General features: G+C 36.0%; 13 protein-coding genes. 7 read left to right on the forward strand and 6 right to left on the reverse strand.

The features are described 5' to 3' along the window. The first annotated feature begins 260 nt into the window (after window positions 1-260). On the forward strand, window positions 261-941 hold the full coding sequence (locus tag H8R24_RS16555) for an ATP-binding cassette domain-containing protein (RefSeq protein ID WP_225876854.1): 681 nt from the start codon (window positions 261-263) through the stop codon (window positions 939-941). On the opposite strand, the gene H8R24_RS16560 is transcribed toward H8R24_RS16555, so the two are convergent. Further along, window positions 928-1,710, reverse strand: a complete 783-nt coding sequence (locus H8R24_RS16560) for an alpha/beta fold hydrolase (protein WP_187021327.1) — start codon at window positions 1,708-1,710, stop codon at window positions 928-930. The two genes, H8R24_RS16555 and H8R24_RS16560, sit on opposite strands and share 14 nt — an antisense overlap. A 262-nt stretch (window positions 1,711-1,972) precedes the next feature. Further along, the gene (locus H8R24_RS16565) at window positions 1,973-2,773 is read right to left on the reverse strand and encodes a TIGR00266 family protein (RefSeq protein ID WP_187021329.1); all 801 of its coding nucleotides are present in this window, start codon (window positions 2,771-2,773) and stop codon (window positions 1,973-1,975) included. 341 nt (window positions 2,774-3,114) lie between these two features. Between H8R24_RS16565 and H8R24_RS16570 the strand changes: the two genes are divergently transcribed. Further along, window positions 3,115-3,471, forward strand: a complete 357-nt coding sequence (locus H8R24_RS16570; protein WP_187021331.1) for a hypothetical protein — start codon at window positions 3,115-3,117, stop codon at window positions 3,469-3,471. An 87-nt stretch (window positions 3,472-3,558) separates the two neighbouring features. Continuing rightward, window positions 3,559-4,086 carry a ferritin gene (locus H8R24_RS16575; protein ID WP_187021333.1) on the forward strand — a complete coding sequence of 176 codons (528 nt, stop codon included), beginning with the start codon at window positions 3,559-3,561 and terminating at the stop codon, window positions 4,084-4,086. A 68-nt stretch (window positions 4,087-4,154) separates the two neighbouring features. Here the strand turns inward: H8R24_RS16575 and H8R24_RS16580 are convergent, their stop codons facing one another. The 3 genes from H8R24_RS16580 to aceB all read right to left on the reverse strand — a co-directional run bounded on the left by H8R24_RS16580 (window position 4,155) and on the right by aceB (window position 7,510). Beyond that, complete coding sequence (locus H8R24_RS16580) at window positions 4,155-4,403, reverse strand: (2Fe-2S) ferredoxin domain-containing protein (protein WP_187021335.1); 249 nt, start codon at window positions 4,401-4,403, stop codon at window positions 4,155-4,157. 18 nt (window positions 4,404-4,421) lie between these two features. Next, on the reverse strand, window positions 4,422-5,714 hold the full coding sequence (locus H8R24_RS16585; RefSeq protein WP_187021337.1) for an aminopeptidase P family protein: 1,293 nt from the start codon (window positions 5,712-5,714) through the stop codon (window positions 4,422-4,424). A gap of 194 nt (window positions 5,715-5,908) precedes the next feature. Beyond that, window positions 5,909-7,510, reverse strand: coding sequence for a malate synthase A (aceB, locus tag H8R24_RS16590; protein WP_187021339.1), 1,602 nt, complete (start codon window positions 7,508-7,510; stop codon window positions 5,909-5,911). A 116-nt stretch (window positions 7,511-7,626) separates the two neighbouring features. Between aceB and H8R24_RS16595 the strand changes: the two genes are divergently transcribed. Beyond that, window positions 7,627-9,108, forward strand: coding sequence for a helix-turn-helix domain-containing protein (locus tag H8R24_RS16595; protein WP_187021341.1), 1,482 nt, complete (start codon window positions 7,627-7,629; stop codon window positions 9,106-9,108). Window positions 9,109-9,321: 213 nt separating this feature from the next. Here H8R24_RS16595 and H8R24_RS16600 read toward each other — a convergent pair whose 3' ends face one another. After that, the gene (locus H8R24_RS16600) at window positions 9,322-10,683 is read right to left on the reverse strand and encodes a hydroxymethylglutaryl-CoA synthase family protein (protein ID WP_187021343.1); all 1,362 of its coding nucleotides are present in this window, start codon (window positions 10,681-10,683) and stop codon (window positions 9,322-9,324) included. Between the two features lie 370 nt (window positions 10,684-11,053). On the opposite strand from H8R24_RS16600, the gene H8R24_RS16605 reads away from it, so the two are divergent. The 3 genes from H8R24_RS16605 to H8R24_RS16615 all read left to right on the forward strand — a co-directional run bounded on the left by H8R24_RS16605 (window position 11,054) and on the right by H8R24_RS16615 (window position 14,572). Then, window positions 11,054-11,719, forward strand: coding sequence for a succinate dehydrogenase cytochrome b subunit (locus H8R24_RS16605; RefSeq protein WP_187021345.1), 666 nt, complete (start codon window positions 11,054-11,056; stop codon window positions 11,717-11,719). Window positions 11,720-11,731: 12 nt separating this feature from the next. Beyond that, a complete protein-coding gene (locus H8R24_RS16610; protein ID WP_187021347.1) occupies window positions 11,732-13,732 on the forward strand; it encodes a fumarate reductase/succinate dehydrogenase flavoprotein subunit in 2,001 nt (666 codons plus the stop codon). Between the two features lie 93 nt (window positions 13,733-13,825). Then, window positions 13,826-14,572, forward strand: a complete 747-nt coding sequence (locus H8R24_RS16615; protein ID WP_187021349.1) for a succinate dehydrogenase/fumarate reductase iron-sulfur subunit — start codon at window positions 13,826-13,828, stop codon at window positions 14,570-14,572. Window positions 14,573-14,974: the final 402 nt, after the last annotated feature.

Here is a 14,974-nt window from a genome sequence, read left to right on the forward strand (position 1 = left end):
TTATGAAAGTGATTATTTGGTGAAATTAAATCCAGTTATATGAAAATTGAGAATACTTTTTCAGCAAGCCCTAAGTACACGTTCTTGATAGTAGGTTTTGCTGTAAGCTTATTGGCAAAAGAAATTAGGGCTAAAAACGAATATTTGTTTTATTATAATAACCATATTTCTAAAACAGAATTGTGGTTGTTTGCCTGGTGTTTCAATTTTGTAGCACTGGTTTTTATAAGCCTTGCTTTTAATTTTATTCTAAAATTATTTTGAGAAAACATCTGCTCGAAGTTGATAGTGTTCAGAAGAGTTTTGATACAACGTCTATTCTTTCGGATGTGTATTTAAAATGTGAAACGACCGATATCATTGGGTTATTAGGACGTAATGGCTCTGGGAAATCAACCTTACTGAAAATTATTTTTGGTATTGAAAAAGCCGATTTCAAATTTGTTCGAATTGATGGCGTCGTAAAAAGTAAAACCACTGATTTGTTTCAAGAAATAAGTTATTTGTCACAGGATAATTTTATACCAAATCAGTTAACGGTTGCTAAAGCTATTTCGCTATCATTAAACAAAAATAAAATTGATGCGTTTTATGAAGATGAAGCAATCCGAGCTATACGAACTAAAAAAATCAGTCACTTATCAGGAGGAGAATTACGTTATCTCGAAATCAAATTGGTTTTATGTAACGCTTCTAAATTTGTTCTTTTAGACGAACCGTACAACGGACTTTCTCCAATAGCGGTTGAAAAAGTCAATATTTTATTGCAGCAACATGCAAAACAAAAAGGAATCATTATTACAGATCATAATTATGAAAATATAATCGCGATTGCAACTAAGCTAATACTAATGAAAGAAGGGAAAGCATACCATTTGACTAGTAAAAGTGAATTGATTGAAAAGGGCTATTTGAGAGATGGTGCTTTTAAACTTTCTTAAAAAACTCCAATAAAACAGCAGTCAGATCTTCTTGATTTTCAATATGTGACATATGCCCATCAGGAAAAGTAACTAAAGCTACCGCAGAATTATCAGTTTGAGTCTTGTTTTCTTCGTAAGGTAAAACAGGATCTTTCTCACCAAGAATCAACATTTTGGGATAGGGTGTAAGGTGAAGTAAAACTTCTCGGTCTTTGCGTATTTTCATACCTTCAAGCGAAGCTACAATTGCTTGAAGCGGCGTTTTTAAAGCTTCTTTTTTTGTGTTTTCAATTTCTTCGACTAATTTTTCTCGATTGTTCTCGCTGAATAAATTGGCTATTGCCATGCTTATAAAACCCTTATAACTTTGCTTTACTGCTTTGATAGCGCGATCTCTGTTTGTTTTTTTTTCGTCACTATCTGATTTTGATGTTGAGTTCAATAAAACCAAACCTTTGACCGCATGGGGGTACAGTTCAGCAAAAGCCAGCGCCACATAACCACCCATAGAGTGCCCTACAAATACAGCTTTCCGAATGCGTAATTCAGATAAAACGGCGTGAACTGCCTCGGCATTGTCTTCCATGCTGTGCACATAGCCCAAACATTCTGTTTCGCCATGACCTAATAAATCAATAGTGATTACACGGTTTTTTTTAGCAAAAGACGCAATGTATTTGTCCCACATTTTTTGGTTTTCTAGAAAACCATGTAGCAAAACAATTGCCGTCCCTTTGCCAGTATCAGTGTAGGCGATGCTTGTATTTTTGTATTGTGTGTTTTTCAATTCGAAATTTTAAAATACAAAAGTAGGATTATTTATTTTTTAAGGAGCACATGATCTTTATGTATTTCATGATTCCTCCCGCTTTTCGCTATATCTTTTATGTTTTAAAGAAAAACATAAAAGGATGCCGCTGCAATCGTGGCTATACTTCACGTTATTTAATTCCGATCAACTGCCTTTAAAATTAAGAACGGCCTCCATTTCTGAAAACCGTTCTTTGATTTCTTATATGTGTATTTAAATTTTAAAGGATTGTTGTGTCTTAAAAACGATTATCTCCGTCTAGTAAATTCCCTAATCCGCCAAGGATGCTTCCTTCGCCACGGCTTTCTCCACCGGCTCTAGGAGCTGAGGCAATAATTCGATCTGCCAATCTACTAAACGGTAATGATTGTACATAAACGGTTCCGGGACCACGTAAAGTAGCGTAGAATAATCCTTCGCCTCCAAAAACGGAGTTCTTGATTCCGCCTATGAATTCGATGTCGTAATCAACATCTTTTGTGAATCCTACGATGCAACCGGTATCTACTTTCAAAATTTCTCCGGCTTTTAGTTCTTTTTTGGCTAGTGTTCCACCTGAATGTACGAATGCCATTCCGTCTCCTTCAATTTTTTGCATGATGAAACCTTCACCACCAAAAAGACCTCGACCTATTTTTTTAGAAAATTCGATTCCAACAGAAACACCTTTGGCTGCGCATAAAAACGAGCTTTTTTGACAGATGAATTTTCCTTGGAATTCGGTTAAGTCAATTGGAAGGATTTTTCCAGGATAAGGGGAAGCAAATGATACTTTTCCTTTTCCGTGATGTTGGTTGATGAAAGCGGTCATGAACATGCTTTCGCCTGTTAAAACTCTTTTTCCAGCGCTTAATAGTTTGTCAAAAATACCGGACTGTTGTTTTGATCCATCGCCAAAAATGGTTTGCATCTGGATGTTGTTGTCCATCATCATGAAACTTCCTGCCTCAGCAATTACAATTTCTTGTGGATCTAATTCGATTTCTACGTATTGCATTTCTTCGCCAAAAATTTGGTAATCTATTTCGTGTGCTTGCATGATTTTTTGTTTTTTGATTGAATTAATTAGTTGATTTTAAAGGTGAAATGTTACATTTATTTTTGGCTTTTGTATTTGATTTAACAATATACTTATGAAAAAGAATAGTTATGTATAGCCCTGATGGGAGTGGCATCCTCTTGTAAAGCGCTAGCGGCACAAGAGATATAGCGAACAGCAGGACGAGTCGTTATTTTGAAAATTAATCGTTATGCTCTAAAATAATGACAACTATAAAATTATAAATAGTTAAAACTTACTCTTATTTAAAATTAGTCTTAATTATAATTGATGTTTTGGTTTTATTTATTTAAATTTGTCGTGTTATAAAATCTAATTTAATGTCAGAGTTTAATCAATTGAAGAATAACGTATTATTTGAAACGGCAAACGGCTTTAGCTATCAATGTGACCTAACCAATAGTATTGTAATTAACTTTGTAGGTACTACTTCTAGCTACAAAGTGCGTGATTTTTTAATTTTTCAGCGAAAGGTGAACAGTGTCTTGATTTTGGAGATGCTTTATGATCTGTCTGATCAATCAGATGCGCAATTGATTGAGACTACTAAAAGGAATTTTTCTCGAAACCTGACCATTTGCGAAATAGTGCAACTTAGAGAATTATTAAATGGAACCAAATTCACACTTAATTTATATTCAATGCTTCATTCGGTTTTAAGTGTAGAAGCAGTTTAGTTTATTAATTTAGAATAAATACAAAGTGAATTGTAGGTTCTCTTGTTGGATATTTTTTTTGTAATTTTACTTTTAAAGCAGAAAATTATGAAAGATTTATTGAGAACAAACTCGTCTTTGCAAGAAGGAATTGAAACGATATTAAATTTACAGTCAAAAATAGAAAGTGACGCTTCTAATAAATATTTGGCCATGGCTTCCTGGTTGGATAGAAATGGATTTGCGAACACGGCTGACTATATGTACAAACAAGCTGAGGAAGAAAGAGGTCATTTCCTGAAGATTTTTAAATACATCACTGAAGCTGGTGGTATTGCAATTACCCCTACTGTTGCTGAAGTGCAGCAAGAATTTGCTTCATTTAAATCAGTATTTGAAATTGCTCTTGACAATGAAATTGCCGTTACAAATGCGATTAATAAAGTAATTGCGAAATGTAGATTGGAGAATGATTATGCTACAGAAGAGTTTATGATGTGGTATGTTGTGGAGCAACGTGAGGAAGAAAAACATGCAAGAAGAGCGTTAGAGCTTTTTGAATTAATTGACGAAGATAGTGCAACTGGAAAGTTTGAACTTGATGTTCAGATTGCTAAAATAGGTGCGGTTGAATAATTAAATTCAAGACGATATTAAAAATGCCCTTACTGTTTGAAAGCAGTAAGGGCATTTTTTTTGTAACATTATTTCTCAATTAGTTTTTTACACATTTCAACATCTGCTTTTTCTAGCCATATATTTTCTGGCTGATAATAGACTATTGGAGCACTTTTACAACGATCAGAACATTCCATTTTAAAGATTTCAATCTTTTCGGCACTGTCGTTTTCTTTGTTAATTTGCTTGATGTATTTTTTGATCTCCTTGTGTTTGCCGCATTTACTGCCGTTACACATGAAAATAGCGCTGTCGGGAAATGTTATCTTACTCATAATGATACAATTTTTACATTAAGACTGCATAATACTTTCAATTTCATCAACCTCAATCGGGATGTTGCGCATCAAGTTGAAAGGCTCTCCTTTTTCTTGAATCACGACATCATCCTCAAGTCGGATTCCGAAACCTTCGGCAGGAATATAAATTCCAGGCTCAACCGTGAAAACCATATTGGCTTGCATTGGCTCGATTAATAGTCCGTAATCATGCGTGTCTAGCCCCATGTGGTGTGAGGTTCCGTGCATGAAATATTTTTTGTAAGCGGGCCATTCTGGATTTTCGTTTTGCACATCGGCTTTATCGATTAATCCTAGACCTAGTAACTCTGATGTCATTAGTTTACCTACTTCAACATGGTATTGTTTCCATAAAGTTCCTGGAACAAGCATTTTAGTAGCTTCTTTTTTTACATTCAAAACCGCGTTGTAAACAGCTTTTTGTCGGTCAGAGAATTTTCCTGAAACGGGAATTGTACGCGTCATATCACTAGAATAATTGGCATATTCAGCTCCTACGTCCAGTAAAATTAAATCACCAGCTTTACATTGTTGGTTGTTTTCAATATAATGCAACACATTGGCGTTGTTTCCTGAACCAATAATTGGAGTGTAGGCAAAACCTTTGGAACGATTGCGAATGAACTCATGAATGAATTCGGCTTCGATTTCGTATTCCATTACATTAGGTTTTACGAAAGAAAGGATGCGTCTAAATCCTTTTTCGGTGATATCACACGCTTTTTGAATAAGGTCTAACTCTTCACTTTCCTTTACAGAACGGATGCGTTGCAGAATAGGATTGCTTTTGGCAACGGCATGTGCGGGGTATTTTTCTTTCCATTTTTTTACAAAACGAGCTTCACGAGTTTCAGTTTCTACTGCTGCGCGATAATGCTCATTAGTATTGATATACATGGTATCAGCATAAGTCATCATCTCGTTGAGAACCTTGTCAAATTCTTGTAGCCAATACACGGTTTTGATTCCAGAAACAGATAATGCACGCTCTTTAGTTAGTTTTTCACCTTCCCAAACGGCAATATGATCATTGGTTTCTTTTAAGAATAAAATTTCTCTTTGGCTTTCGTAAGGTGCGTCAGGAAAAAGTAAAAGGATGCTTTCTTCTTGATCTACGCCAGACAGATAAAAAATATCGCGGTGTTGTGCAAACGGCATGCTGCTATCGGCACTTATAGGATAAATATCATTGGAGTTGAAAACGGCAACACTTTTAGGCTTCATTTGAGCCATGAATTTGGCGCGATTTTTTATAAATAAGTCACGGTCAATTTGATGGTATTTCATAACGATCTTGTTTTTTACTTTTAATTACTCAAAAATACTAAGATTAAATTGTTTCTCGTTATGAATTTGATAATTTATATAAAAAACAACAAAAACGCAGCAACTTAAAATTAGGCTTTTAAGCAGCTGCGTTTTGCAATTGGATTAGTAAATTATTGTATGATGCGTTTAGTGATTTTATTAGCAATCCTATTTTACAGGTATTTATAACCCGGAATTGTCAAGAAGTCGATAAACTTTGGGTTTACTACCAGCACGTCTAGCAATTGCTCGGCTAGTTTGTATTCGCCATCTTCGTGTTTGTCTTCGCCTACTAATTTTTTAATTTTCTCATATTCTTCCATGGCTAAACGGTGGTAATAGTTATTGGTTAGTTTTTTGTTATTGTCTAATGTTAGTCCATTTTGCAACCATTGCCACAGTTGTGATCTCGAAATCTCAGCAGTAGCGGCGTCTTCCATTAGATGGTGAATGGCTGCGGCGCCTTGTCCCTGAAGCCATGAAGCGATATAAAGAATAGACACATTGATGTTTTTTCGAATACCCTCTTCGGTGATTGTGCCTTGTGGAACTTCTAATAAATCGCTTTCGGTAATGTGTAGATCGGCTCTTTTTACATGGATCTGATTTTTTGTTGGCATTTCTCTGTCGAAAACTTTCATGGCAAGCGGAATCAAATCTGGATGTGCCACCCAGGTTCCGTCATGTCCGTTTTTAACCTCTCTTTCTTTGTCGGCTATGACTTTGTTGAAGGCAATTGTATTGGCTTCGGGATTGTTTTTAATCGGAATTTGAGCCGCCATTCCGCCAATTGCGTGAATATTTCTTTTGTGGCAACGCTGAATAACCAATTGCGAGTACGCGCTCATAAATGGCGATGTCATGGTTACTTGATCTCTATTTGGCACAATAAAAGCAGGATTGTTCCTGAGTTTTTTTATATATGAAAAGATGTAATCCCAACGGCCACAGTTTAAGCCAACGATGTGATTTTTTAATTCGAATATAATTTCGTCCAGCTGAAAACTCGCTGTAATTGTTTCGACTAAAACTGTCACTTTTATAGTTCCTCTTTGCATGCCTAGGTAGTCCTCAGTAAAATCGATAACATCATTCCACCAGCGCGCTTCTAGATAGTGTTCTAGTTTTGGGATATAATAATAAGGAGCGGTTCCGTTTTTTAGTAATTCTTTAAAATTATGAAACGCATACAAGCCAAAATCCACCAGTGATCCAGAAGCTTGTTGGTCTTCAATCAATAGGTGTTTTTCTTGTAGATGCAAACCTCTTGGTCGGACTAGTAAAACGGCAGTCGTATCATTTAGTTTGTATGTTTTATTTTTCGCAACATCTACAAGACTGATGGTTTTGTTTACAGCATCGATCATGTTTTGTTGGCCTTCCATCAAGTTGCTCCAAGTAGGGGAAGTACTGTCTTCAAAATCAGCCATAAATGTTTTTGCGCCACTATTTAAGGCGTTAATTACCATTTTTCTATCAACTGGACCTGTTATTTCAACCCTGCGATCTAATAAATCATCGGGAGTAGGGGCGGCAAGCCATTCATTATCACGAATATTTTTAGTCTCTGCTGGAAAAGTAGGTAAGATACCGGCATCAAATAAAAGTTGCTCTTTTTTACGATCTTCTAGTAATGCAAGTCTACGGTCGTTGAAGTGCTCGTGTAGGCTAGTAAGATATCCCAATGCATCTTCGGTTAGTATAGCTGGAAATTGTTGGTTAGGAGTAGCGTTAATTTGAGCTGTTTTTTCGATTGTGTTGGTTGTTTGTTTCATGGTCAATATGTTTTACAGGGCAATGTTACGAAAAGTTTTTTACAAAACAAGCGAACGTACGCTAAAAATTAAAAAAGTTTTTTCGTTGATTTTGTTTTTTAGCGTATCTTTGAAATATGAATATGGAAAAGGATTATATCAAGTTAATATTTGGGTTGAAACTCAAACAAGCGCGTACCAATAAGAATTTGTCTTTATTTGGTTTAGCCAAGATCACGGAATTGTCAAAATCGTATTTGAACGAAATAGAGAAAGGTAAAAAGTACCCTAAGACCGATAAGATTATTTTATTAGCTGAAAAGCTAGAGATTACTTACGACCACATGGTGTCTTTGAAATTAGATAATAATTTGGCGCCCATAGGTGAGATTTTAAAGTCGGGAATCTTAAAGGAGATTCCGCTTGATATTTTTGGAATCCAAGAAAATGATTTGATTGATATTATTGCTAATGCTCCTGCAAAAGTGAACGCGTTTATTAGTACGATAATCGAGATTGCACAGCATTATAACCTAAGTAGAGAGAGTTTTTTCTTGGCGGCTTTGCGCTCGTATCAAGAGGCGCATAATAATTATTTTGAAGACTTGGAGCAAAAGGTTTTGGATTTCTCCAAGGCGTTTCATATTGATATGAATAACAAGATTTCGTTAGATGAATTGGCGGCTGTTTTGAGAGAAGAGTACGGGTATACGATTCAAGAACTTGTTTTTTCAGAGCAAGAAGAACTAGGAGATTTGCGTTCTATTTATGTGCCCAAAAGTAAAACTTTGCTGCTTTCGCTTGAAATAGATGAACAGCAAAAAGCGTTTATTTTGGCCAAAGAAATTGCATACAACTATCTAAAAATTGAAGATCGTTTGTATACGTTTAGTTGGATTAAGTTTGATAATTTTGATCAGGTTTTAAATAATTTCTATGCTTCTTATTTTGCGGGAGCGTTGCTAATTCCTAGAAAAAAATTAATAGGAGAGCTGAATGTGTTTTTATCCAAAAGCAATCCTACGGGGGATGAAATGATAGAGTTGATGAATCAATTTAATGTTTCGCCTGAGTCTTTTTATCAAAGATTGACTAATATTTTACCGAAGGATTTTCAGTTAAAAAACTTATTTTTCTTGCGTTTATCACACAAAAAAGGAACGGACACCTACCAGATAAAAAAAGAATTACATATTACCAATCAACAAGAGCCTCATGCCAATGAAATGAATGAGCATTATTGTAGAAGGTGGATTTCGGTTAAGACGATTGAAGCTGCGATTGCAGAGAAGAAAGAGCATTATTTTGGAGCTCAAATTTCTCGTTATGACAATAGCAGCAATGAATATTTAGTGTTTTCATCGGCTACTGCTGATCCTTTTAAGAAAGATCGTTTGCGAAGCATATCGGTAGGGATTTTAATTAGTACCCCGATGAAAAAGAAGTTCAAATTCATTAATAATGAAGACATGAAAAGGCAGGTAGTAGGTGTTACTTGTGAAACTTGTGCTGTAAAAGACTGTGAAGAGCGCGCTTCACCACCGATTCAATTAGAACAAAAAAAACGCCATGAAAACACAGATTTAATTGTGCAGCAATACATGGCTAAGTTTAGTTAAGGTGGGATTCAAACTGTAGTTTTTAGTTCGTGAATAACAAGTCATTTAAGTTGTTTCTATGCAAAAAAAATCAATCTAAATTAGTTGAATCTGTAAAATCAGTGGGCTAGTATACAGAGCGACCTTTGTTTTAAAAGAATGAGATTTCAATAATTATGTGGGTGATAAAAAACCTCGATTGTAGATGATGTACAATCGAGGTTTTTAGTTTTGTTAATCTACCCATTTGTAGTAACGAGCGCCCATTAGATTTGGGATTTCTTTTTCGATTCGTTCCAGAACCCATTCGTTTTTCGGTTTGGTAACGGATGCTTGTTGTTCTTTTTTATGTAGTTTTTCGTAGGTATCAAAGTTAATTTCGACACTATTTTCTAAAGTTTCAAAAAGTTTAACGCTGGCGATAGCAGTCTTCCAATCGGGTTGAATGGTGCCTTCAAATACTTTCGATTTAGAGCCACTCCCATACGCTAGAAACCCAAACTTGGAATTTGTTATCTCTTTTTTAGTGTCATAAAAATGTGCTAAAGTAGATAGTAATCCCATGAAAATTGAGCCCGTGTACAGGTTTCCTATTAATGAGGAAGCCAGTTCGGCAGGCATTAATTTTTGGTTTATAAAGTTCTTGTATTCTTCTGATTTACTAATTTCTTTCAGTTTATTTTGATATTCTTGCGGACTTTCGTCATCAGTAATGATTGTGTTTGCGGCATCTAAAGCATAGATTTCAGATAACATGCGACGTCCTTGAAATGCGTATGGTAGGTGCATGATGATGCTCTCCCAAGAATTATAAACTGTAGCTTTTGATGCTTTCAATTTTTTGAATGAAAAGTAAGCGTTTCGCGTTCGATCCATATAACATTGATTCGAATATTGTCCGTCAAAAACAGGTTGCTCCTTATGGATTTCAATTTCGGCTTCCAAATTGTCTAGCCAAGGTTGGTTCTCCGTGTTTCCTGTAATCGTTTCTTTTAAAACTGTTCTGTAAGGTTTAAAAAAGTCAAAAACACCTTTCGTGCTAGTTGCCCAGTGGTTTTCAAAAGCAATAATTCTAGGGTTTGCAGCAATTAACATGGCAACAGCTCCAGCGCCTTGAGTGTATTCGCCGGTGGAGTTTAAATCGTATTTGGCCAAATCAGTAGTGACAACAATGGCTTTTTTGGTTGGGTTTAATTGAATAAAGTCAATACAGTTTTGCATGGCATCTACGCCGCCAATGCAAGCAAAAGTAAAGTCTACAACATCACATTCGTCTAAAGTGTTTGCTCCAAATTTTTGTTCCATCAAGGCAATTAAAAAAGAGCTAATGGGTTTAGAGCTATCGATGCTGCTTTCGGTGCCGACATAAATACGTGCGATTTTGCTTAGGTCAATGTTGTTTTCTACAATTAATTTAGTCAAAGCATTAGCTCCAAAAACTACTGTGTCTTGGTGCGCATCAGCCAAAGTCATTTTTAATAACCCAAGACCTTTTTCTAGTTTTTCGGGTTCAATATTTCGGGCTTTCGCCAATGTGGTAATGGGTAAATGTATCTTGGCAACATCAAACGATATGCTATCAATTCCTATTTTCATTTCGGTTTTTTTTAACATGTAAAGTTAAAATCACGAACTGAGAAACCAATTTTTTAAACCCACAAAATGGCTCTTTTTTGTGTTTTTGTGAATTTGAAGGCAAACCGCTTTTAAAATTATTGGATTAATAATTATGTTGCTTAATGGGTTGCAGTTGTTAGTCATTCTGTAAAAGCCTAATTAAGACTTTTTTGATGTTTGTTTAGGTAAGTTGCCGTTATTTAATGGTTTAGCGCTTATGGTTTAAGGATTTAATAACATATTGGCTAAAACACTTTAAAATCATTATAAATAACAGCGAAAAGGTTGTAGTTGAAGTCAATTTGCTTTATTTTTGTCATATTTTGTAAAACAAACTTATTCAAAACTTATGGCACAATCTGCATTATTGAAGTCGTCAATAGCTAAAAAAGTGGCTATGGCGCTTTCAGGACTTTTTCTGATGTTGTTTCTAGCACAGCACTTTTTCATAAATATGACTTCGGTATTTAGTTCCGACGTATTTAATTCCATTTCTCATTTCATGGGGAATAATCCTTTAGTACAATTTGTGATTCAGCCTATCTTAATAGTTGGTGTGGTATTTCATTTTATTATGGGATTTGTTTTAGATTTCAAAAATAGAAAAGCAAGACCTATTGCGTATGCAAAAAACAACGGTGCTGCAAATTCTTCTTGGGCATCTAGAAATATGATTATTTCTGGTTTAGTTATTTTGGCGTTTTTATTGGTGCATTTTTATGATTTCTGGGTTCCGGAAATGGCATACAAATATGTGCAATTTGGACCTCTAGACGAAACTAGATACTTCCATGAATTAGCTGAGAAATTCGAGAGCCCAGTGCGTACTGCATTGTACTGTATTTCATTTGTATTGTTATCATTACACTTGCAACATGGTTTCAGTTCTTCATTTCAATCAATAGGACAAAATAACAAGTACACAAAAGGAATGAAAAACTTCGGATTAGGATTTGCTTATGTAATTCCTTTCGGTTTTATTTTTATCGCTTTATTTCATCATTTCAATCATTAATATTAAATTATAATGGCATTAGACTCAAAAATTCCAAAAGGTCCTATAGCGGACAAATGGACAGATTATAAAGATCATATTAATTTAGTGAACCCTGCTAACAAGCGTAATTTAGATATTATTGTTGTTGGAACAGGATTAGCTGGAGGTTCAGCTGCTGCAACATTAGCAGAATTAGGATATAACGTAAAAGCTTTTTGTTTTCAAGATTCACCTCGTCGTGCGCACTCTATTGCTGCACAAGGAGGGATCAATGCAGCAAAAAACTATAAAGGAGACGGAGATTCTGTTTTCAGATTATTTTATGACACTGTAAAAGGAGGAGATTACCGCGCTCGTGAAGCTAACGTACACCGTCTTGCAGAGGTTTCTACAAACATCATCGACCAGTGTGTGGCTCAAGGGGTACCATTGGCACGTGAATATGGAGGATTACTAGACAATCGTTCTTTTGGTGGAGCCTTAGTTTCTCGTACATTTTATGCACAAGGACAAACAGGTCAACAATTATTATTAGGAGCTTATTCTGCAATGAATCGTCAAATCGGTCGTGGAAAAGTTAAAATGCACAACCGTCACGAAATGCTAGATTTAGTAATCGTAAACGGAAAAGCAAGAGGGATTATCGCTCGTAACTTGATTACAGGTGAAATCGAAAGACATTCTGCTCACGCAGTTGTTATTGCTTCTGGAGGATACGGAAACGTATTTTTCTTGTCTACAAATGCAATGGGATCTAATGCTACTGCAGCTTGGAAAATCCATAAAAAAGGAGCGTTTTTCGCAAATCCTTGTTACACGCAAATTCACCCAACATGTATTCCAGTTTCTGGAGATCACCAGTCAAAATTAACTTTGATGTCGGAGTCTTTACGTAATGACGGACGTATCTGGGTTCCTGCAAAGATCGAAGATGCTGTAGCAATTCGTGAAGGAAAGAAAAAAGCCAAAGATTTATCGGAAACAGAAAGAGATTACTACTTAGAAAGAAGATACCCTGCTTTTGGTAACTTAGTTCCTAGGGACGTTGCTTCTCGTGCTGCCAAAGAAAGATGTGACGCCGGTTTTGGAGTAAACAAAACAGGTGAAGCCGTTTATTTAGACTTTGCTGCAGCAATTCAACGCTACGGAAAAGAGCAAACGTATGTAAAAGGATTGGATTCTAATGATGCTGCGCTTGTAACTAAATTAGGTACTGAGGTTGTAAAAAGTAAATACGGGAATTTATTCCAAATGTATTATAAAATTGTAGATGAGGATCCTTATACTTCACCTATGATGATTTACCCAGCGGTTCACTACACAATGGGTGGAACATGGGTTGATTATAACCTGATGACTACAATTCCAGGATGTTTCTCAATTGGAGAATCAAACTTCTCTGATCACGGAGCAAATAGACTGGGAGCATCTGCATTAATGCAAGGTTTAGCCGATGGTTATTTTGTATTGCCTTATACAATAGGGGATTATTTATCACCAGATATCAAGATGGGACCTATATCAACTGATTCTCCAGAATTTGAAGCTGCAGAAAAAGGGGTTAAAGATCAAATTGAGAAATTCATGAACAACAACGGAACACATTCTGTTGACTATTTCCACAGGAAATTAGGTAAAATTATGTGGGACAAAGTAGGTATGGCGCGTAATGCTCAAGGACTAACAGAAGCGATTGCTGAAATTGCTGCCTTACGCGAAGAGTTTTACAAAGACGTAAAAGTACCAGGGACAGAAAATGGATTCAATCAAGAATTGGAGAAAGCGACTCGTGTTGCCGATTTCCTTGAACTAGGTGAGTTATTTGCCAAAGATGCATTACACCGTAATGAATCATGTGGAGGTCACTTTAGAGAAGAATACCAAACAGAAGATGGTGAAGCAAAACGTGACGATGAGAACTTTGCATACGTTGCCGCTTGGGAGTATAAAGGAAAACCAAGTGACGCTGTTTTACACAAAGAAGACTTGGTATTTGACACCGTTAAACTAGTTCAAAGAAATTACAAATAGCAATTAGTCAAAAGGCAAAAGTCTTTAAGTCAAATGGCTGCATGTCAATCGACTTTCGACTTTTCAACTGGATGACTTTCAAACTAAAACAGTATGAAACTTACATTAAAAATATGGCGTCAAAAAAACGCCCAAGATAAAGGAGCAATGGTTGATTACCAAATCGACGGAATTGAGCCAGACATGTCTTTCCTTGAAATGCTAGACGTTTTCAATGAAGATTTAATGAGTAAAGGTGGTGAGCCAGTTGCATTTGATCACGATTGTCGCGAAGGAATTTGCGGGATGTGTTCATTGTACATCAACGGTGAAGCACACGGACCAGATAGAGGTGTAACCACTTGTCAATTGCACATGCGTATGTTCAAGGACGGTGATACCATCACGATCGAACCTTTCCGTGCAGCTGCTTTCCCAGTAATTAAAGACTTAGTGGTAAACCGTAGTGCTTTTGATCGCATTCAGCATGCGGGAGGTTTCATATCAGTAAACACATCTGGAAACACAATTGATGCCAATACTATTCCTATTCCAAAAGACGATGCCGATGCTTCATTCGAAGCAGCTGCTTGTATTGGTTGTGGAGCTTGTGTAGCAACTTGTAAAAACTCATCGGCTATGTTATTCGTAGCGGCCAAAGTTTCTCAATACGCACTATTACCACAAGGAAGAGTTGAAGCAACAGACCGTGTATTAAACATGGTGAGCCAAATGGATGCCGAAGGTTTTGGTAACTGTACAAACACAGGAGCATGTGAAGTAGAATGTCCTAAAGGAATTTCTTTAGAGAACATCGCTCGTATGAACAGAGAATACCTTTCAGCAAGTTTAAAAGGATAATAATCCAAAATATTCTTTGTCGGTTCGAGCGCAGTCGAGAACCCAAAGAGAATCTACATTTTTAAAAAACGCATTCATTTATTTGGATGCGTTTTTTGTTTTTGGGGTGCCCTCCGCAAAAGCTCCGGTCGGGCTATGCGTTGCAATCTTTTATTCCATTGCATTTCATAAAAGGATTTCCACTGCTATCCCTCACCCGAAACACATTCGTATATTTGAATGTGTTTTGTTTAAAAAACTTCGAGTCATTCTTTTCAACACCAAGTGTTATTTATTGTAGCACTATTGTTTCAATTGCCGTTGATTTTTGTCAACGGAATTCATATTTATACCGAACAAAAATATAATATAAACCAATTTTGATAATTGGTTTTTTTATATTATATTTGGTCTATATTATAA

The sequence above is a fragment of the Flavobacterium muglaense genome (assembly GCF_014305155.1).
Classification (GTDB): Bacteria; Bacteroidota; Bacteroidia; order Flavobacteriales; family Flavobacteriaceae; genus Flavobacterium; species Flavobacterium muglaense.